This window comes from Rhizobium sp. A37_96 (assembly GCF_053521765.1).
In genome coordinates this window covers 336256-355419 of record NZ_JBNWDS010000004.1, presented here as the reverse complement: position 1 = coordinate 355419, position 19164 = coordinate 336256, and the positions used below count along the sequence as shown (strand labels likewise).

Annotated in this window: 15 protein-coding genes; 5 read left to right on the top strand and 10 right to left on the bottom strand. The window is 62.8% G+C overall.

Features of this window, described 5'->3' with window-relative positions; translation table 11 throughout:
- Positions 1–49 precede the first annotated feature (49 nt).
- A complete protein-coding gene (locus tag ACQZ6J_RS15425; RefSeq protein ID WP_449084686.1) occupies positions 50–2521 on the top strand; it encodes a glycoside hydrolase family 2 protein in 2472 nt (823 codons plus the stop codon).
- A gap of 56 nt (positions 2522–2577) precedes the next feature.
- Here ACQZ6J_RS15425 and ACQZ6J_RS15420 read toward each other — a convergent pair whose 3' ends face one another.
- From ACQZ6J_RS15420 to ACQZ6J_RS15395, 6 genes are all read right to left on the bottom strand, one after another.
- On the bottom strand, positions 2578–3657 hold the full coding sequence (locus ACQZ6J_RS15420; RefSeq protein ID WP_449084715.1) for an ABC transporter ATP-binding protein: 1080 nt from the start codon (positions 3655–3657) through the stop codon (positions 2578–2580).
- 44 nt (positions 3658–3701) lie between these two features.
- Positions 3702–4772 carry a Gfo/Idh/MocA family protein gene (locus ACQZ6J_RS15415; RefSeq protein ID WP_449084685.1) on the bottom strand — a complete coding sequence of 357 codons (1071 nt, stop codon included), beginning with the start codon at positions 4770–4772 and terminating at the stop codon, positions 3702–3704.
- A gap of 7 nt (positions 4773–4779) precedes the next feature.
- Positions 4780–5805 carry a Gfo/Idh/MocA family protein gene (locus ACQZ6J_RS15410; protein ID WP_449084684.1) on the bottom strand — a complete coding sequence of 342 codons (1026 nt, stop codon included), beginning with the start codon at positions 5803–5805 and terminating at the stop codon, positions 4780–4782.
- A gap of 71 nt (positions 5806–5876) precedes the next feature.
- Positions 5877–6761, bottom strand: coding sequence for a carbohydrate ABC transporter permease (locus tag ACQZ6J_RS15405; protein WP_449084683.1), 885 nt, complete (start codon positions 6759–6761; stop codon positions 5877–5879).
- Positions 6754–7689 (bottom strand): carbohydrate ABC transporter permease, encoded by a 936-nt coding sequence (locus tag ACQZ6J_RS15400; RefSeq protein WP_204326590.1) that lies wholly within the window; start codon positions 7687–7689, stop codon positions 6754–6756. The genes ACQZ6J_RS15405 and ACQZ6J_RS15400 overlap by 8 nt, the downstream gene beginning before the upstream one ends.
- Before the next feature lie 37 nt (positions 7690–7726).
- On the bottom strand, positions 7727–9013 hold the full coding sequence (locus tag ACQZ6J_RS15395; RefSeq protein WP_449084682.1) for an ABC transporter substrate-binding protein: 1287 nt from the start codon (positions 9011–9013) through the stop codon (positions 7727–7729).
- A 180-nt stretch (positions 9014–9193) separates the two neighbouring features.
- On the opposite strand from ACQZ6J_RS15395, the gene ACQZ6J_RS15390 reads away from it, so the two are divergent.
- The 3 genes from ACQZ6J_RS15390 (at position 9194) to ACQZ6J_RS15380 (ending at position 13018) form a co-directional block, all read left to right on the top strand.
- A complete protein-coding gene (locus ACQZ6J_RS15390; RefSeq protein WP_449084681.1) occupies positions 9194–9889 on the top strand; it encodes a TetR/AcrR family transcriptional regulator in 696 nt (231 codons plus the stop codon).
- Between the two features lie 291 nt (positions 9890–10180).
- The gene (locus ACQZ6J_RS15385; protein WP_449084680.1) at positions 10181–11596 is read left to right on the top strand and encodes a mandelate racemase; all 1416 of its coding nucleotides are present in this window, start codon (positions 10181–10183) and stop codon (positions 11594–11596) included.
- 156 nt (positions 11597–11752) lie between these two features.
- Positions 11753–13018, top strand: coding sequence for a Gfo/Idh/MocA family protein (locus ACQZ6J_RS15380; protein WP_449084679.1), 1266 nt, complete (start codon positions 11753–11755; stop codon positions 13016–13018).
- Between the two features lie 51 nt (positions 13019–13069).
- Here the strand turns inward: ACQZ6J_RS15380 and ACQZ6J_RS15375 are convergent, their stop codons facing one another.
- From ACQZ6J_RS15375 to ACQZ6J_RS15360, 4 genes are all read right to left on the bottom strand, one after another.
- A complete protein-coding gene (locus ACQZ6J_RS15375; RefSeq protein ID WP_163987203.1) occupies positions 13070–13657 on the bottom strand; it encodes a transglycosylase SLT domain-containing protein in 588 nt (195 codons plus the stop codon).
- 114 nt (positions 13658–13771) lie between these two features.
- A complete protein-coding gene (locus ACQZ6J_RS15370; protein WP_449084678.1) occupies positions 13772–14797 on the bottom strand; it encodes a hydroxyacid dehydrogenase in 1026 nt (341 codons plus the stop codon).
- On the bottom strand, positions 14794–16650 hold the full coding sequence (locus ACQZ6J_RS15365; protein ID WP_449084677.1) for a DUF2264 domain-containing protein: 1857 nt from the start codon (positions 16648–16650) through the stop codon (positions 14794–14796). The genes ACQZ6J_RS15370 and ACQZ6J_RS15365 overlap by 4 nt, the downstream gene beginning before the upstream one ends.
- Positions 16651–16691: 41 nt before the next feature.
- Positions 16692–17714 carry a LacI family DNA-binding transcriptional regulator gene (locus tag ACQZ6J_RS15360; protein WP_449084676.1) on the bottom strand — a complete coding sequence of 341 codons (1023 nt, stop codon included), beginning with the start codon at positions 17712–17714 and terminating at the stop codon, positions 16692–16694.
- 150 nt (positions 17715–17864) lie between these two features.
- On the opposite strand from ACQZ6J_RS15360, the gene ACQZ6J_RS15355 reads away from it, so the two are divergent.
- Positions 17865–19157 carry an ABC transporter substrate-binding protein gene (locus ACQZ6J_RS15355; protein ID WP_449084675.1) on the top strand — a complete coding sequence of 431 codons (1293 nt, stop codon included), beginning with the start codon at positions 17865–17867 and terminating at the stop codon, positions 19155–19157.
- The last annotated feature ends 7 nt before the right edge of the window (positions 19158–19164 follow it).

The window sequence follows — 19164 nt, the reverse complement described above, 5'->3', positions numbered from 1 at the left end:
CTGGGTCATTTCTGACAATATTGGGGCGGGGACATCCCCGGAAAATCTCATGGGCGGGCGCTTGGCTGATCTCGGCGATGGAATGCGGCTGAGCGAAGGTTGGAATCTGGTATTGACGGAGGCCGGCACCTGCATCGCGCCTTCCGACGTGCCGCTGACGTCGGGCTTCCTCCCGGCGCCCGTGCCCGGCACGGTGGCGGAAGCCCTGGAAAGGGCCGGGCGTTTCGACCGGACCAGGCCTCATCCCCTTCATGACAGCGATGCCTGGTACATCTGCCGTCTGGTGGATGCGGAGGCCGGCGAGGCCGTCCTGCGGCTGGAAGGATTGGCGACGCTCTGCGAGGTCTTCCTGAACGGCCAGAAAATCCTCGTTTCCGAAAGCATGTTCGAAGCTCATGACGTCTCCGTCACCCTGCTTGGCGGCGACGAGCTGGCGCTCTGTTTCCGCGCGTTGGAACCAAGGCTTTCCGAACATGGTCCTCGCGCCCGCTGGCGGCCGCAGATGATCACGCCGCAGGGCCTGCGGACGGTACGCACGACGCTGCTCGGCCATATGCCCGGTTGGTGCCCGGAGGTTCAGGCCGTCGGCCCGTGGCGGCCGATTTCGCTTCTGCGGCCAAGTGCGCCGGTTGTTCGTGATCTTTCCTTGCGGCCGGATCTGCTCGAAAACGGCGAGGGCAGGCTCTATGCCTCGCTTTCGATCGAGGGCGATGTCGATGCGCTGGTACTGCGGTGCGGCGATGTCGAGCAGGCCTTCGAACGGGATAGTCCCGGCCGCTATACCGCCATCCTGAAAATTCCCGGTGTCGAGCCCTGGTGGCCGCATACGCATGGCGAGCCGCACCTCCATGACGTCGCGCTCGTCGTTGACGGCATCGAACATGCGCTCGGGAAAACGGGCTTTCGCCGACTGTCGATCGACCGCGGCAGCGATGGGCAGGGTTTTGCCCTGATCGTCAACGACGAGCGGGTTTTCTGCCGTGGTGCGGTCTGGACAACGGCCGACATCGTGCGCCTGCCCGGCGGCCGGGAGGATTACCAAGGCTGGCTGCGGCTGGCGGCCGACGCCGGCATGAACATGGTCCGCATCGGCGGCACCATGGCCTATGAGACGCCGGAATTCTTCCGCCTTTGCGACGAACTCGGCCTGCTTGTCTGGCAGGATTTCATGTTCGCCAACTTCGACTATCCGAAGAACGACAAAGCCTTCAATGCCCATGTCGAGGCGGAGGTTTCCCAGCTTCTGGGCCGCACGCGCCTGTCGCCTTCCCTGGCCGTCCTTTGCGGCGGCAGCGAGATCCACCAGCAGGCGGCGATGATGGGCCTGCCCGAGCGCTTCTGGTCAAGCCCGATCGTCGAGGAGATCATCCCGCCGGTGGTGCAATCGCTTCGGCCCGACGTGCCCTATGTGGTCAATTCGCCCTCCGGCGGCGCCATGCCGTTTTCGCCGAACGCCGGCGTCACGCATTATTATGGCGTCGGCGCCTACATGCGGCCGCTTGCCGATGCGCGCCGTGCCGATGTCCGCTTTGCCGCCGAGAGCCTGGCTTTCGCGCATGTGCCGCAAGCGCGCACGCTCGGCCAATACCTGCCGGTCCCCGCCGTTCATAGCCCGCTATGGAAAGAGCGCGTGCCACGGGATCGCGGCGCATCCTGGGATTTCGAGGATGTGCGCGACCACTATCTTCAGGAGCTCTACGGCTTCGAGCCCAACCGGTTGCGGCGGGAGGATCCCGATCTCTATCTCAATCTCTCGCGGGCCGTGACCGGCGAAGTGGCCGAGGAGACCTATGCCGAATGGCGGCGCCACGGTTCCGGTTGCGGCGGCGCGCTCGTCTGGACGCTGCAGGACCTGCTTCCCGGCGCCGGCTGGGGCGTCATTGACTCGACCGGGGAGCCTAAGCCGGTCTGGTATGCATTGCGCCGGGCCTTTCGGCCGGTGCAGGTGCTGCTATTGGACGAGGGCACCAACGGCCTCGACGTGCATGTCATCAACGAGAGCGATGCGGCGCTCGACCTGACGGTCGAGGTCTCCTGCCTGCGCGACGGCCGCCAGATCGTGGTGGGCGGCGGTCGCGACCTCGTGGTCGAAGCGCGCGGCAAGCAGAAGATCGCCTGCACCGATCTTTTCGGCGCCTTCTTCGACACGACCTACGCCTTCCGCTTCGGCCCGCCGTCGCATGATGTCACGGTGGCGCGGCTGACGGCGGCGGCAACCGGCGCGGTAGTCGCCCAGGCCTTTTACTTCCCGCTTGGACGAACCAGGGCGTTCCATGATGCCGAGATCACCGCATCGGTCCTTCGGGAAGGCGAGGATTGGTATCTGGAGCTGAGCAGCGATCGGCTGGCGCAATCGGTGCAGATCGATCTGGAATCCTATCGGGCGGAGGATGACTGGTTCCATCTCGCGCCGGGCAGCAGCCGGCGAATTCCCCTGCATCGGCGGCCGGGCGTTCCGGCCGATGTCATCCCGTCCGGCCAGATCCACACGATAGGCAGCCGGCGGATCGTCGAGGTGTGAAGACTTATCTCGCCCGCCAGGAGCGAGATAACCCCCAAAATCACCGCCAGCCCCAACTACAACGTCACACCATCCGGACCGAACAAGTGGCAGCGCTCCGGATCGATGCGGATATCAACCGTCTCGCCGGCGCGGATGGCCTGCTGATCTTCCAATGCGACCGTCAGCGTCTGACCGCCGTGCAGCGTCGCATAGAGGATCGTCTGGCCGCCCAGATGCTCGACCAGATCGACATGCGCGCTGCCGAGCGCCACGCCCCGATCGCCGACATTCAGGTGCTCCGGGCGCGCGCCGAGCGTCACGGCTTCTCCGGGCTGGAGGCCGCCGAGCCGGCGTGGCAGGCGCACCGTCTGGCCGTGCAGGTCGATGACGGCGGAGCCATCGTCCGACGCCACGATCTTCGCATCGAGAAAATTCATTTTTGGCGAGCCGATGAAGCCGGCGACGAACTTGTTCTTCGGCTTGTTGTAGAGGTCGAGCGGCGCGCCGACCTGCTCGATCTTGCCGCCGTTGAGCACGACGATCTTGTCGGCCATGGTCATGGCCTCGGTCTGGTCGTGGGTCACGTAGATCATGGTGTTGCCGAGGCGCTGGTGCAGGCGGGCGATCTCGACGCGCATCTGCACGCGCAGTTCCGCGTCGAGGTTCGAGAGCGGCTCGTCGAACAGGAAGATGTTGGGTTCGCGGACGATGGCGCGGCCGATGGCGACGCGCTGACGCTGACCGCCGGAAAGCTGTTTCGGCTTGCGTTGCAGCAGCTGCTTGATCTGCAGCACCTCGGCCGCCTTTTCGACGCGCGGCTGGATGTCCTGCTTCTTCATGCCGGCGGTCTCGAGGCCGAAGGCGAGATTCTTGTAAACGGTCATATGCGGGTAGAGCGCATAGGACTGGAACACCATGGCGATGCCGCGCTTGGAGGCGGGGACATCGTTCATGCGGCTGCCGTCGAGATAGAGGCCGCCGCCGGAAATCGGCTCCAGACCGGCGATCATGCGCAGGAGCGTGGACTTGCCGCAGCCGGAGGGGCCGACGAAGACGGTAAATTCCCCCGGCTCGATTTCCAGATCGATCCCGTGAACCACCTGAAGCTCGCCATAGCGCTTGATGACCTTCTGCAGCGAGACGCTTGTCGCCATGGGTGCTTCCTCCTTGTTCGTCCTGATGGCTCGCGGGGCAACGTTCATGCCGGCCTCCAGCTCTTGTACTTTGCGCTTTCCGGCCCGACAGGAAAGCGGACTTCGGCGCGTGTTTCCGATGATTCGTAGAACGCGGTGACGAGTTCCAGCGCCTGGCGGGCGTCGGCTGTCGTCACCGGCAGCGGCCCATTCGACACCAAGGCTTCGTGGAACAGCTTCATCTGCGTGTTGAAGCGGATTGGGATCGGCGTCCAGCCGGAGAGGAGCGCATCGATCTTCGCGCCGATTTCCTCATTGGCGGGGATGATCTTCCAGGGGTCCTGGCCGGGGCTGTAGGGCTCGTGGTTACTCTCGATCAACACGTTTTCGAAGCAGAGCCGCAGGCGGCTGATCTGCTCCTGCGAGCCGAGCGTGGCGCTGATGGTGGCGAGCGCGCCGTTTTCCATCAGCAGGCTGGCACTGGCGCAATCCTCCACCTCTATATCGTTGACGCGAGTGGCGACACGGCCGAAGAGGCCCGCGATCGGGCCCATCAGATAGGTCAGCATGTCGTGCAGGTGAATGGAGTGCGTCATCAGCACGCCGCCGAGCTCGGTCTCCCATTTGCCGCGCCAGGGAACCGCATAATAATCGGCGCCGCGCACCCAATGCGTTTCCGACGTCGCGACATAGGGCTTGCCGGCGATGCCGGCGTCGATGATGCGCTTGGCCTTCTGGATGCCGTCGCCGTAGCGATATTGGAAGATCGGCATCAGCCGGCCCTTGGCCGTCTTCTCGGCGGCGATCACGGCATCGATATCGGCGAGCGATCCCACAAGAGGCTTCTCGCAGACCACATGCTTGCCGGCTGAAAGCGCCTGCATGATGAGCTGAAAATGCGAGCCGGGCGGCGTGCAGATGTCGATGATGTCGATTTCGGGCATGTTCACGACTTCGGAGAAATCCTTGACGCGCTTCTTGATGCCGAATTCATCGCCGACCGCGTTCAGACGTTCCTCGTTAAGATCGCAGAGAACGGCGACTTCATAGCGATCAGAGTAAGGCAGATAGCCTTCGACGATGTGTGAACGGCCGATGCCGAGGCCGATGATCGCGACTTTCTTGATGTCGGACATAGCGCAATTACCTCTGAATGCTGTTGAGCGATGTTGCCTCGGCAAGCGCCTGCGCCTTCAGCGCCAGTTCCATGGCCTTGAAGCAATGCTCCTGGCCCATCGCCGTTTCGGTGCGGTCTCTTATGTCGGCGGCAAGCTGGCGACCATAGGGCAAGTCGAGGCCGGTGCAGTCGATATGCTGCATGCCCTTGCGGTCGGTGAGGAAGAGGTGATCGGTGCCGGGCCGGCCGGCGACGTCGATATATTTGCGCAGCTCGATCGTGCCTTCGGTGCCGACGATAAAGAGGCGGCCGTCGCCCCAGGTCGAAAGACCGTCCGGCGTGAACCAGTCGACGCGGACATAGCCCGTCACGTCGGGCGTGCGCAGGTGGAAATCGCCATAGTCCTGCAGGCCGGGGGTGTCGGGATTGGCGCGGTTGGAGACGGTCGCCGACAGCACTTCGGCTTCAAGTGAATCTGCGAAGAACAGGAATTGCTCGCATTGATGCGAGGCGATGTCGGTGATGATGCCGCCATAGCGCTTGCGGTCGAAGAACCAGTCCGGCCGGGTCGGCTTGCGCAGCCGGTGCGGACCGAGGCCCGTCGTGTGGATGACCTTGCCGATGGCGCCGGCCTTCACCAGCTCGCCGGCCTTGACGGTCGATGCCGTCTCGAAATGTTCGGAATAAAGAATGGAAAGGATGCGCCTGGTCTCGGCCTGCACTCTGCGCACGTCGGCGAGCTGATCCAGCGTCACCATGCCGGGCTTGTCGAGCATCACGTCCTTGCCGTGGCGCATGGCCTCGATGGCAAGACCCGACCGTTCGCTGGAAATGGCGGCGCTGACGATGAGATCAATCGAGCGATCCTCGAGGATTGCCCTCTTGTCGGCAACGCGTTTCGCCTGTGGAAAGCGCCCGGCGAAGACGGTGGCGAGGTCATCCTCGATAGCGTGGAAGGCGACGAGTTCGGCGCCGGCGCGCAGCATGACGTTGACCTGGCCGTAAATGTGATCGTGATTGAGGCCGATGGCGGCAAAGCGCAGCGCGCTCATGCGACATTCCTTTCAATGGGTTTCTGAAATGCGGTCCCGAACCTTGGGTGTTCGGGGCTGCATGGTTCATATCAGCGTTTGAGGCCTGCCGTGGCGATGCCGTCGATCAGCAGCCTCTGGAAGAACAGGAAGATCAGGAAGACCGGGATCAGCGACAGGCTCGACATGGCGAACAGGCTGCTCCAGTCGGAGCTTCCGGTGGAGTCCACGAAGGAACGCAGGCCGAGCTGCACGGTGTAGGTGTTGATGTCCGAGAGGTAGATCAGCGGCCCGAAGAAATCGTCCCAGGTCCAGATGAAGGAGAAGATGGCGGCCGTCGCCATGACCGGCAGCGACAAAGGCAGCATGATGCGCCAATAGATGCGCCACGGGCTGCAGCCATCCATCATGGCGGCCTCGTCCAGTTCGCGCGGGATGCCGCGGAAGAACTGCACCATCAGGAAGATGAAGAAGGCGTCGACCGCGAGGAATTTCGGCACGACGAGCGGCAGCATCGTCTTCACCCAGCCAAGCTTGAGGAAGAGGATGTACTGGGGAATCAGCGTGACGTGATAGGGCAACATCAGCGTGCCGAGCATCAGTGCGAACCAGAAATTCTTGCCCCAGAAATTAAGTCGCGCGAAGGCGTAGGCGGCAAGTGAGCAGGACATGACATTGCCGATGACCGAAAGCACGGCGATGATAGCCGAATTCCAGACGAAGGTTCCGAAGGTGACCTGGCCGCCAAACCAGCCGCGGGCATAGGCGCTGAAATCGAATTGCGACGGGATCAGCGATGCCGTGCCGAAGATCTCGTTCTGGTCCTTGATCGAACCGGAGAGCATCCACAGCAGCGGATAGAGCATCACGATCGAAGCGGCGACGAGGGCGACGTGGATGAGGACGGAGAGGAACCACGGGCGCTCGCGCGGCGGCTTCATGTCCTCGGCAAAATGGGTGAGCTTCGCGTCAGTCATCGTAGTGGACCCAATAACGAGCGGAGAGGAAGGAGAAGGTGGTGAATATGGCGATAATGATCACCAGAACCCAGGCGAGCGCGGCGGCATAGCCCATGCGGAAGTAGCCGAAGGCTTCCTGATAAAGATAGAGCGTGTAGAACAGCGTCGAATCGATCGGGCCGCCGGTGCCGGAGGAAATCACATAGGCCGGCGTGAAAGCCTTGAAGGCGTCGATGGTCTGGACCACGGCGTTGAAGAAGATTACCGGCGTCAGAAGCGGCAGGGTGATCTTGAAGAAGATCCGGGTCTTGGAAGCGCCGTCGAGGTTGGCGGCTTCGTAAAGATCCGTCGGGATCTGCCTGAGCCCGGCGAGGAAGATGATCATCGGCGATCCGAACTGCCAGATGGCGAGGATCACGAGCGTATAGAGCGAATAGTCCGGATTGGAGATCCAGCTCGGGCCGTTGATGCCGAAGGCGTACCAGAGCAGCGTATTGACGATGCCGTCGGCATCGAAGATCTGCCGCCACAGCACCGCGATCGCGACGCTGGAGCCGAGCAGCGACGGCAGGTAGAAGATGGCGCGATAGACCGGCAGGCCGCGGATGCCGCGGTTGAGCAGCAGCGCCACCAGAAGCGCGAAGGCGAGCTTCAGCGGCACGGAGCAGACGACGTAGAACAGCGTGACCTTCATCGACGACAGGAATTTATCGTCCGCCGTCGCGATCCGCACATAGTTGTCCAGCCCGACAAGGTTCGGCGACTGGAGCAGATTGTAGTCGGTGAAGGACAGATAGAGCGAGGCGATCGCCGGCCCGAGGGTCAGCCCGAAGAAGCCGATGAACCACGGCAGAAGGAAGAGATAGCCGGGCGCGTTGCGCGCGAATGCACTCGGCGCCTTATAGACGGTTTCCACGCGCAACGGCGCTCGCGTACCGACGGCCATGCCGCCGGCAACGCTCTTGCTGTTTGTACCCACGGTATCAGCCTCGCGTAATGTTTGCTGCTGCCTGTTCGGTGAACTTCGCGCCAGCGTCCTGCGCGCTGGTTTTGCCGAAAGCCACTTCCTCGGCGATCTTCTTCAGCAGGAACGCATTCTCGCCGGCGCCGTTCGGCGGAGACGGCGGCAATGCTCCGACATGCGGCGTCAATCGGCCGATATAGTCGACGACCTGTTTGCTGACGGCATCGAGATCCGGCGTCAGCAGATCGCGGATCTTCGGCGAGGCGGGAACGCCGCGCTCGACGCCGAGCGTCCTGGCGCCTTCCGGGTCTTCCACCAGATAGTTGACGAAGGCGACGGCGGCATCCTTGTTCGGGGACGTGGCCGAAACCGACATCAGCATCGAGGGCTTCAGATACTGGCCCGGCTTGCCGTCCGCGCCGGCGGTCGGATAGGAGACGATATCGAGCTTCTCCTTCACCAGGCCCTGGATGGCGACGAACTGGTTGGAATGGGCGTAATCGACGGCCGCCTTTTTCTGCACCAGCATGCTGGTTTCGATGGTCTGCTGGTCGAGCGACTGCATGTCGGCCGGCACGCAGGCGCCGCTCTTGCGCAGGGTGCCCCAGAAATCGAACCAGTCGGCGGCATCCTTGGCCTCGAAAGCCAGCTTACCGTCGGCCGTGTAGAGCGCCTTGCCGTGCTGGCGCAGCCAGCATTCGAAGGCGGGCTCCAGCCCGCTCGAGTCGGCCGTGCCATAGAAGCCGCGCCGCTTCTTGGCGGCCGTCAGCTTGGCAGCGGCATCGCCGAGCTGTTCCCAGGTCATGCCGTCATGTGGCGGCTCGACGCCGGCTTCCGCCCAGGCTGCGGTATTGACGACCACCATCGACGAATTCACGCCGAGACTGACGCCATAGATCTTGTTGTCGACCTTGCCGGAATCGATGTTCGCAGAGCCGAAATCCTCGATGGCAAGGCTCTTGCCGAGATAGGGCGTCATGTCGAGCAGCGCGCTGCGGCGGGCATATTCGAAGATGTAGCGGTAGTCCATCTGGATGAGGTCTGGCGCATTGCCGCCGCCGGTCTGTGTGGCAAGGCGCGTCCAGTAGCTGTCCCAGCCGAAGGATTCGCCGGCGATGGCGATATCCGGGTTCTTGGCCTGATAGGCCTTTACTGCTGCAAAGGTACGGTCGCTACGCTCCTTCGACCCCCACCACAGAAGGCGCATCGCGGTCGCGGCTTTGGCGCGGGAAAGCCCCATGCTGCTGAAAGCTACCGTCGCTGCAATACCGGCAAGCATCTGCCGGCGGTCGATCGTCAACGTCATCCTGGTCTCCTCCCCAGTTTACCGATGATTTACGAACTGCTTTGCATGATATAACTATTTGGTTACAAGTTGGATAGAAACACAACTGCTGTCAAGCGCCAATCGCGTCACAATCAAACGATGCATGCCGGAATCGGCAACGTCCATCGCGGGAGACACCCATCGGGAAGGAGGCCATCCATGGCGGTCAGGGCGAAGCAACGGACTGAAAATATAGCGGAAACGGACGCCGACAAGGCCATCAAGGCGCGGTCGGGGAAGATATCGCGCAATCCGCAACGCACCCAGGATACGATCCTCGAGGCGGCGACGGAAGAATTCGCCGCGCATGGCTTCGGCGGTGCGAGGGTCGATGCGATCGCCGCGCGGGCACGGACCAACAAGCGGATGCTGTACCATTATTTCGGCGACAAGGAGGGGCTGTATCTCGCCGTGCTGGAAGCGACCTATGCGACGATTCGCAATGCAGAAAAGCAACTCGATCTGGCGAGCCGCGATCCGGAGGAGGGAATGCGGGAACTCGCCTTGTTCACCTGGCGGCATTTCCTCGCGCATCCGGAGTTTTTGAGCCTGCTTGCCACCGAAAACCTGCATCATGCGCATTATCTGCGCCGCTCCGAAAAGGTCTCGGTCATGCATTCCCATCTCATCGACGAGCTTTCGGAGGTGCTGCGCCGTGGCGAGGTTGCCGGCATCTTCCGGCCGGCGGTCGATCCGATATCCGTCTATCTGACGATTGCCGCGCTCGGCTTCTTTTATCTGTCGAACCGGCACACGCTGTCGACGATTTTTGCGCGCAAGCTGACGAGCCAGGGGGCGCTCAATGCCTGGGGCGAGCACATTGTCGCCGTCACGCTCGCCTCGATCCGGATGTAGGGTGCCTCGAAACACGCAACCTGCGGCACTTTCGACAAATTTTCAAAAGACGATTGACAAGAATGGAGTTGTCGCGCGATCTTGTAACCATATGGTTACATTTCTTGGGCGACCAGGCATTTGCTTTTCCTGATTCTGGAGGGAATCAGGGCGAGGAGGAGATATCGTGAAGCGCGTCGGCTGCAATGTGGCGTGGCTGGAGATTCGAAGAACCGCTTCTGCAACGAACCGCATGGACGCCGGTGCCGATGCGAACAGACCTGCCTGACCATCACGGGAGCTGCCTAAACAATGACCGATCCATTGAACATCAGGCTTGTCGAGGCCGAGGCATTCGAGCGTCCGGTCAGGCTGCGGCTTCCGTTCCGCTTCGGGGCGGCAACCTTGCGGGAGGCGCGGCAGATTTTTCTGCGCCTGCGCATCGAGGATGCGCAGGGACGCTCGGCTCAGGGGATGGCGGCCGAGCTGATGGTGCCGAAATGGTTCGACAAGTCGCCCGAGCTTTCCAACGCCGACAATGAAAACCAGCTGCGGCGGTCCCTGGCGCTGGCGCTCGATGCGCTGAGAAGTGTGGGTTCGGGAACGGCTTTCGGCCTGCATGCCGCCGTCGAAGCCTCGCATCACGCACGGGCGGCGGCGGAAAAGCTGAACGGGCTGGTGGCTTCCTTCGGTCTCGCGCTCGCCAATCGGGCCGTCCTCGATGCCCTCTGCCGGCTGGAAGGGTTGACGATTGCGCAGGCGATCCGGGCGAACCGCCCCGGCATCGACGCCTCCACGGCGCGCGATCTCTCGGGTTTCGATCTCCCGGCCTTTCTGTCGGCATTGGAGCCATCGGCAAGCCTTGCCGCCCGTCATACCGTCGGCCTCGTCGATGCCATCGTGCCCGCCGATATTCCGGCGACCGAGCGCCTGAACGACGGCTTGCCGGAGAGTTTCGAGGAGGCGATCGACGCCTATGGCCTGACCTTTTTCAAGGTCAAGGTTTCGGGCGTGGCCGAGGCCGATATCGATCGCCTCTGCCGTGTCGCCGCTGTCATCGATGCCAAGGTGCCCGCCTATTCGGTGACGCTTGACGGAAACGAGCAATTCCCGTCCGACGAGGCGGTCGCAGACCTGCTTTCCCGCGTGAAGGAGGAGCCGCGGCTGGCGCGATTTGCCGCCTCGATCCTGTTCGTCGAGCAACCGATTGCCCGCGCGCATGCCTTCGAGAAGCCCGTGAAGGCGCTCGCGGCCTTCAGGCCGGTGGAAATAGACGAATCCGATGCCGATATCGATGCCTTCGTCACGGCGAGAGGGCTCGGCTATACCGGCATCTCCTCGAAATCCTGCAAGGGTTTCTATCGCTCGCTCTTGAACCGCGCGCGCGTTGCCAAATGGAGCGCGGACGACGGCGTTCCCTATTTCATGTCGGCGGAGGACCTGACGACGCAGGGAGGTCTTGCCGTGCAGCAGGATCTGGCGCTCGCCTCCCTGATCGGCATGACGCATATCGAGCGCAACGGCCATCATTATGTCGACGGCATGGCCGGCGCGCCGGAGGCGGAGCAGGCGGCCTTCGCGCAGGCGCATTCCGATCTCTATCGCATCAGCAATGGCCGTACGCGGCTGCGGATCGAGGGCGGCCAGCTTGCGATCGGCTCGGTTATAGGCGCTGTCGGTCTTGGTTCATCCGTGGAGCCGGATTGGAAGGCTATGGAGGCATCGTAACACCTTCTCCCCGGCGGGGAGAAGGTCGCGCGTAGCGCGGCTTGAGGGGGCGTTGCACCGTAAGTTGCCCTCGAGTTCGCCGTGCTGCCCCCTCATCCGCCCTTTGGGCACCTTCCCCCCGAGGGGGGAGGAAAAGCAGACTCTGGAGGAGGAGACATGCAGTCGTCATCGAAGAAACGTTATGTTCTGGTCGGCACGGGCAATCGCGGCGTGACCATGTGGGGCAAGGACCTGGTCGAGCGCTGGAGCGACGAGGTCGAGCTTGTGGCAGTGTGCGATCTCAACGCCATGCGGGCCAAGCGGGCGCTCGAGTATATCGGCGCCTCCGTCCCCGTTTACACCGATTTCGACGAACTGCTGCGGGTGGAGAAGCCGGATCTCGTCATCGTCTGCACGCGCGATTCCACCCATGACGATCTCATCGTCAAGGCGATGGAGGCCGGCGCCAATGTCATCAGCGAGAAGCCGATGACGACGACGGTCGACAAGATCAAGCATATTCTCAACGCCGAGGCGCGCACCGGCAGGCGGCTGGACGTTTCCTTCAACTATCGCTTCGCCCCGACGCCGGCGAAGATCAAGGAGCTGATCAATTCCGGCGTCATCGGGGATGTGACCTCGGTCGACTTCCATTGGTATCTCGACACCAGCCACGGCGCCGACTACTTCCGACGCTGGCATGCTTTCGTCGAAAATTCCGGCAGCCTCTTCGTTCACAAGGCGACGCATCATTTCGATCTGTTGAACTGGTATCTGGATTCCGATCCGGAAACGGTCGCCGCCTTTGCCGATCTCAAGCATTATGGCCGCAAGGGGCCGTTCCGCGGCGAGCGCTGTCGTAGCTGTCGCTACAAGGGCGAATGCGACTACTATCTCGATATCAGCGCGACGCCGCTGCTCGAAAGCCTGTATGAGGACCCGTCCACCGTCGACGGCTATGTGCGCGATGCCTGTGTCTTCCGCGAGGATATCGATATCCCGGACACGATGGTCGCCTCCATCCGCTACCGCAGCGGCGTCAACGTCTCCTATTCCCTGAATACGTATATGCCGATCGAGGGGCACCACATTGCCTTCAACGGCCACAAGGGCCGTATCGAACTCAGGCAGTATGAAAAGCAGAACTGGACGACGCCGCCGGCCGACGAGATCGTCGTCATGAAGAATTTCGGCGATGTCGAGCGCATATGGGTGCCGCACTCGTCCGGCGGGCACTATGGCGGCGACGACCGGCTGCGCAACATGCTGCTGCGCTCCGGCCCGAACGATGAGCTCAAGCAGCGCGCCGGCTCGCGCGCAGGGGCGCTGTCGGTGCTATGCGGCATTGCCGCGCTGCAAAGCAGCCGCACCGGCCAGCAGGTGTCGATCGCCGATATCTGGGGCGAGGATGGCGGCCTCAACCTGCTTGAGCCGCGGCCTTAGGGGGCCGTGGCCTTGCAGCTGCGCTGAAAATGGGTCTCGACTTCTTGCCGGTCAGCTGCAGTTCGGCAGCTGCTGCGCGTAGATTCTCGTCATGCCATTGAAGCGCCGGGCGCCGGCCAGGGCGGTCCCGTTGCCGCGCCAGGATCCCTGCAGGTAGCCTTTGGCGCCTGAATAATAGGCGAGATAGAGATTGTAGGAATCGTTCAGCGGAATGCCCGTCTGCAGGTGGGTCTGGTAGTGATACCAGCCGACGAAGTCGATGGCGTCGGAGAAGTTGGTGCGGCTTGCCGTCCAGTTGCCCGTTTCACGCTTGTACTTATCCCATGTGCCGTCGAGTGCTTGCGAGTAGCCATAGGCGGTCGTCGGGCGCTTCCAGGGAATGAAGCCGAGCAGATAGCGCCGCGGCGGGCGGGCGCGTGGTCGGAAGCCGGATTCGGTGTAGATCGTCGCCATCAGGATCGGCACCGGCACGCCGTATCTGCGTTGTGTGCGGTCGGCGGCCCGCTGCCAATTGTTGAACCATCCATCGCGCTGATCGAAGATCGCGCAGATGTTGCGGGTACGCGACGGCGCGGTGGCACAGCCTGCCAGCACGCCGAGCATCATCACGGCCAGAATGGAAAGGACGCGGGTACGCATGACTAGAACCTCTTTGCTGAAGAGATTGCTAGCGCGGAATGATTAAAAACGGGTTGTTCGCCTGTGCCGAAATGAGGCGATTTCGGGGAGTTTTCATGGATTTGCTGCGCCGCATCATGCCATGCGCGCCATGTCCTCGCGGCGGATTTCATGGAGCAGCGGCTTGCCCTCGATGAAGCGGATGGCTTCGTCGACCGCCATCTCACCAAGGCGGGTGCGCTCCAGCCCGACAGCGCCGGCAATATGCGGTGTCAGGAAGACGTTCGGCAGATCGTAAAAGGCCGACGTCGCCTCCGGAATTTCCGGATCGGTGACGTCGATGATCGCATCGATCCGACCCGTCTTCAGCACGGCGAGGAGGGCTGCCTCATCGACGAGCGCGCCGCGCGCCGTGTTGATGAAGGTTGCTCCTTCCTTCATCAGCGACAGACGGTGGGCGTCGATCATGTGCCGTGTGGCGGGCAGGGAAGGCGCGTGCAGCGAGACGATGTCGGCCGATGCCATCAATGTATCCAGCTCCGTCTTCTCGGCACCCAGCCTGGCGGCCTCGGAGTCACTGACCATCGGGTCATAGAGTAGAATCCGGTAGTCGAAGGGCGCGAGCAATTCGATCACCAGCCGGCCGATCCGCGAGGCGCCGATGATGCCGACGGTGCGGTGATAATTGCCGATGGCCTCTGCCTGCATCGGTATCGTCCGCTTGCGGTTTCGGTCGGCGACATAACGTTCGCGGAACTGGAAGACCTTCTTGCCGGCAAAGACGATGGCGGCAAGCGTGAATTCGGCAACCGGCCGGGCATTGGCCTGCGCGGCATGGCTGACCAGTATGCCGCGATCGAACAGGCTGTCGCCGAGCAGGCCTTTCACCGTGCCGGCGGCATGGACCACCAGTTTCAGATGCGGCGCCAGCGCCAACGCGGCGGCGTCGATCCTCGGCGAGCCCCAGCCCGTGACCAGGATTTCGGTTTCGGCAAGGAGCTTACCGGCGCGATCGTCATCGAAACGCAGCATCGGCGCGCGGTCGAGCACATGGCCGATGGTATCGAGGCGCCGGATCAGCGCCTCCGGCAGAACATGCCGTGTGCGCGACGGCTGCATGGCAAAGGCGATGGCCGGGCGGCCGGAAACAGATTGCGTCATGGCAGCCGACCGGGCGCCTCGATGGCGCTGACGGTGACGCCCTTGTCACGGACGAGGGCGCGCAGGGCATCGATATCGGGCCGGGCGGGCGGCCTTGTCCAAGCATGGTCGACGGCGGATGGATTTTTCTCCGCAAGCACGGCGGAGACGAGAATGGTCTCGCCCGCGGGAATACCACCACGCAGCTGCGGCACCAGGGTCTTCGAGACGATCAGGTTGGTGTTCGGCGGCGCTTTTTGTGCCACGCCCTCACGCTCGATCGTCGAGCCGAGATCGAGAATGCCGCTGAAATCCTCCTCGCCGATCGCATAGGCGGCGCTCATGGCGGACGAGAGCTTGTCGGCTTCGAAATCGCGCCGTGCGATGGCGAAGCCGCCTTCGGCCGTCTGCAATGGTCTGGGGGTTCTGATCCGGTGCAGGCGGATATGCCAGGGCGCCGCCGGTACGAGCCATGTCTCCACCGTCACGTCCGCGTAGGGGGACCATTTGGCGTAGAGCGTATCGCCGGCAAGCTTGGCCTCCTCGTTGGTTTCGCGCACGCGGTAGTGCAGCCCGTCCTCGCTGAAGGCGAGCATGCTGTCGAAGGCGCCGCCGGCAAAGATGCGCTCGTCGCTTTCGACGCTGAAGCCGTAGCGGGCGGAATAGGCGAATTTCGAATATTTCTCCGCGCCGAAACGCATCTGCTGGTTTTCCTGGCCGGAGGACAGCGCGACGACGTCGGCCCCGCTGCGCATCAGGACCATGCCGGGATGTTTCTGCGGGACGATAGCCGGCTCATTTTCCAGCGGCTTTTCTTCGGCTGTCCAGAATGGATGCGTTTCGGGCAGCGCCAAGGGCAGGAAGGCCTTGAAGGCCCAATAGGGAGAGCCGGCGGAATTGTAGTTCTCCGACATCAGCAGGTTGGGATAGGCGTAGCCGATCGGCAGGGTGCCGTCGCGATTGGCGATCGGCTTGTCGGCCCACCAGCGCAGGTGCCTGAGGCACAGGCCCTTGATTTCGCCCCATGGCAGCGCCTCGACATCGGCAAAGGCAAGCCCCGACCAGAAGCCGGCGCAGGCGAAGCGATAGGTCAGGCTGCGGCCGAAGGGGATGGTAGCGCCATCGGGCGCGAACCAATGACGGAAATCCCTGGCGAAAAGGACGGCGCGCTCGCGATAGCGCTCGGCACGGGCGTCATTGACGAGCTTGGAATAGATCAGCCCGTAGAAATGCATCGCGAAGGGAATGTAGTGATCGATGCGCCGGACATCGCCATCACGATACCAGCCATCGCCGATGTAGAAACCGTCGAGTTCGTTCAGGTAGCTTTCCGTCAGGCTGCGGTCGAAGGAGGCGCCGAGCCGGTCGAGCGCGATATCCACGAAGATGCGGAAGAATTTCCAGTTGTTGTCGGCGTAGTCGAAGGTGCGCGCATGTTTGAGATAGGCGATCAGGTTGTCGCGCGCACGCTGGTCGAGCGGTTCCCAGATCTTTTCGGGCACGAGGGCGAGCGCGAAGCCGAGCGCGGCAAGCTCGACCATGCGCTGATCGCGGCCGTTGACCGTGCCCCAATATTCCGGATGCCTCGGATCGACGCCATTGGCGAGACCTTCGGCATAGCGATCCCAATGATGAAACTCGCTGCCGCCGGCGCCGAGCGGCGCAAGGCCCCAGAGCGGGCGGGCGAAACCTTCGAGATCGGCTGCCGCACGGTCGAAATGCGCCCCGGCGGCATCGATGTGAACGCGGGCATTGCCTTCGGAAAAATAGGGCAGCAGCGGATCGAACAGGTCGGTCAGCGCGCGGCGCATGTCCGGGAGGGTCTTCAACGGGTTGCCGGCGAGCGGATTGGAGCTGGCGGGGTCATAGATCATCGGTTCGGCTTTCTCGATCGTTTCCGCGGCGGGATTGAGCTTCAGGTTTCGGGTGGCAGCGTGCCGCCGGCGATGGGCTGGACGCCGTGGCAGATGTGACGGGCCGGCGCGTCGCGGTCGCGGAAGCGGGCGATCATCAGGCCTATGGCTTCACGCCCCAGGGCCGCGCGGTCGACGCGCATGGTCGCCAGCCGGGGATTGGTCATCAGGGCGCAGGGCAGATCGTCGAAGCCGACGATAGCGAAATCCTCAGGCACCCGCAGGCCGGCTTCGACAACGGCATCGAGCACGCCGACGGCGATGAAATCGTTCATGCAGAAGGCGGCGGTAAAGCCGCCTTTTTCAGCGAGGATCGCAGCGGTCTTATCATGTGCTTCCTGGCTGGAGCTGCCGGCGAACGTCATCGGCACAAGCCGGCCCTCGGCGCCTTCCATGGAAGCGATAGCAGCTTCGAAGCCGCGGATGCGTTCGCGGATGGTCTGGCGATGCGAGCCGGTCAGATGCAGGATGCGGCGGTGGCCGGCGTCGATGAGGCGCCGGGTTGCACTATAGGCGCCGAAGAAGTTCGAGGGCGAAACGCCGTCGAAGCGCAGCTTCGGATCGGTGCCGTTGACGAGCACGACGGGCGTACCGCTCGTCTCCAGCCACCGGCAAAGCTCGTCTGAGGGATCGATGCCGACGAGAAACAGGCCCTCGGCGCCGGCTGCCTGCAGATATTCCTTCACCACCTCCGGCTCCGTTCTCGCCTCGCGGATCAGGCGGATATCGAAGCGCATGCCGCGCTCGGCGGCACCGGCGCGCAGGCCTTCCAGAATGCCTTCGTAAAAGACGCTCAAGCCGCCCGTGACGCTATCGCTGGCGATCAGTGCCAGGCCGCCTGATGTCGTCTCGGCTGCCGTTTTCAGCGGATAGCCGAGGTCGCTCGCAACCTTGAAGATATGCTGGCGGATCGTCTCGCTGATGCCGGGCTCGTTGGTGAGAACGCGCGACACGGTGGAGACGGAGACGCCGGCTGCGGTGGCAATATCGGCCTGCCTGATACGTTTGGAGCGAATGTCGTTCATATCGCAAAATTATGCAAAATTACGCAAATTTGCAATAGAGAGATTTTTTATTGCGTGCTGTAATCAAGTTGCATATCCTCACGCCGACTTGTCCGCAGGAGGCGTCGGGGAGACCGCCGCGGATGACAACGCAAGAGAAGGAGGAATCTCATGCGCATGAATCGTCGTTCGTTCATGATCGGAGCTGCCGGAACCGCGGCTGGCCTCGCCTTCGCGGGAGGAGCGATGCCGGCCTTTGCGGATGCGACGCAGCTGCGCGCCATGTGGTGGGGCTCGCCCGACCGCGGCAAGCGCACCGTCGCCGTCGCGGAGCTGTTTCACGCCAAGAATGCCGATATTTCCGTGATCGGCGAAAGCATCAGCGGCGATGGCTACTGGACCAAGCTTGCGACCGGAATGGCAAGCCAGAACATCGCCGATGTCTTCCAGCTGGAGCCGAGTACGATCTCCGACTATTCGAAGCGCGGCGCCTGCCTGCCGCTCGACCAGTTCGTGCCTTCGACCCTGAAGGTGGATGCTTTCGGCAAGGACATGCTGAAGCTGACCACGATCGACGACAAGCTCTATGGCGTCGGCCTCGGGCTGAATTCCTTTTCGCTCTTCTATGACGAGGATATCTTCAAGAAGACGGGCCTGACCCCGCCCGGCCCGACGACGACCTGGGCCGAGTATGCCGACCTGGCCGTCGAAATGACCAAGGCCGCCGGCAAGCGGGCCTATTGGGGCGGGCCCTATGGCGCGCGCTACAACTACGTGCTCGATGCCTGGATGCGCCAGCGTGGAAAGAGCCTCTATACCAAGGAAGGCGATCTCGGCTTCGGCGTCGACGACGCCAAGGAATGGTATTCCTATTGGGAAGACCTGCGCAAACGCGGCGGCACGGTGCCGCCCGATGTGCAGACGCTCGACCAGAACGTCATCGAAAGCAATTGCCTGGCGCTCGGCAAATCGGCGATGGGCATGGCCTATTCCAACCAGCTCGTCGGCTACCAGCTCGTGGTCAAGAGCAAGCTGGCGGTCACCATGCTGCCGCGCGAGAAGAAGGACGGTCCTTCCGGCCATTATTATCGTCCCGCTCTCATCTGGAGCGTGGGCGCCAGCAGCAAGAATGGCGAAGCGGCTGCGAAATTCATCGATTTCTTCGTCAACGACGTCGATGCCGGCAAGATCCTCGGCGTCGAACGCGGCGTGCCGATGTCGCCGGCCGTGCGCGAGGCGATCCTGCCGCAGCTCAATCCGGTGGAGCAGCTGACGGTAAAATATGTCGAGCTGCTGAAGGACCAGGTGGGCGACTATCCGCCGCCGGCGCCGATGGGCTCCGGGGAATTCGACCAGAACGTCATGCGCCCCGTCGCCGACCAGCTCGCTTTCGGCAAGATCACGGTCGCCGAGGCGGCGCAGAAGCTGGTGGACGAAGGCAAGGCCAAGCTCAAGAAGGGGTGATTGGGGT

What these genes read in the sequence shown, in the direction of transcription:
- ACQZ6J_RS15355 (WP_449084675.1), top strand. Translation starts at nt 17,865, where the DNA reads ATGCGCATGAATCGTCGTTCGTTCATGATCGGAGCTGCCGGAACCGCG.
- ACQZ6J_RS15370 (WP_449084678.1), bottom strand. Translation starts at nt 14,797, where the DNA reads ATGACGCAATCTGTTTCCGGCCGCCCGGCCATCGCCTTTGCCATGCAG.
- ACQZ6J_RS15400 (WP_204326590.1), bottom strand. Translation starts at nt 7,689, where the DNA reads ATGGCCGTCGGTACGCGAGCGCCGTTGCGCGTGGAAACCGTCTATAAG.
- ACQZ6J_RS15420 (WP_449084715.1), bottom strand. Translation starts at nt 3,657, where the DNA reads ATGGCGACAAGCGTCTCGCTGCAGAAGGTCATCAAGCGCTATGGCGAG.
- ACQZ6J_RS15385 (WP_449084680.1), top strand. Translation starts at nt 10,181, where the DNA reads ATGACCGATCCATTGAACATCAGGCTTGTCGAGGCCGAGGCATTCGAG.
- ACQZ6J_RS15405 (WP_449084683.1), bottom strand. Translation starts at nt 6,761, where the DNA reads ATGACTGACGCGAAGCTCACCCATTTTGCCGAGGACATGAAGCCGCCG.
- ACQZ6J_RS15395 (WP_449084682.1), bottom strand. Translation starts at nt 9,013, where the DNA reads ATGACGTTGACGATCGACCGCCGGCAGATGCTTGCCGGTATTGCAGCG.
- ACQZ6J_RS15380 (WP_449084679.1), top strand. Translation starts at nt 11,753, where the DNA reads ATGCAGTCGTCATCGAAGAAACGTTATGTTCTGGTCGGCACGGGCAAT.
- ACQZ6J_RS15375 (WP_163987203.1), bottom strand. Translation starts at nt 13,657, where the DNA reads ATGCGTACCCGCGTCCTTTCCATTCTGGCCGTGATGATGCTCGGCGTG.
- ACQZ6J_RS15415 (WP_449084685.1), bottom strand. Translation starts at nt 4,772, where the DNA reads ATGTCCGACATCAAGAAAGTCGCGATCATCGGCCTCGGCATCGGCCGT.
- ACQZ6J_RS15360 (WP_449084676.1), bottom strand. Translation starts at nt 17,714, where the DNA reads ATGAACGACATTCGCTCCAAACGTATCAGGCAGGCCGATATTGCCACC.
- ACQZ6J_RS15410 (WP_449084684.1), bottom strand. Translation starts at nt 5,805, where the DNA reads ATGAGCGCGCTGCGCTTTGCCGCCATCGGCCTCAATCACGATCACATT.
- ACQZ6J_RS15390 (WP_449084681.1), top strand. Translation starts at nt 9,194, where the DNA reads ATGGCGGTCAGGGCGAAGCAACGGACTGAAAATATAGCGGAAACGGAC.
- ACQZ6J_RS15425 (WP_449084686.1), top strand. Translation starts at nt 50, where the DNA reads ATGGGCGGGCGCTTGGCTGATCTCGGCGATGGAATGCGGCTGAGCGAA.
- ACQZ6J_RS15365 (WP_449084677.1), bottom strand. Translation starts at nt 16,650, where the DNA reads ATGATCTATGACCCCGCCAGCTCCAATCCGCTCGCCGGCAACCCGTTG.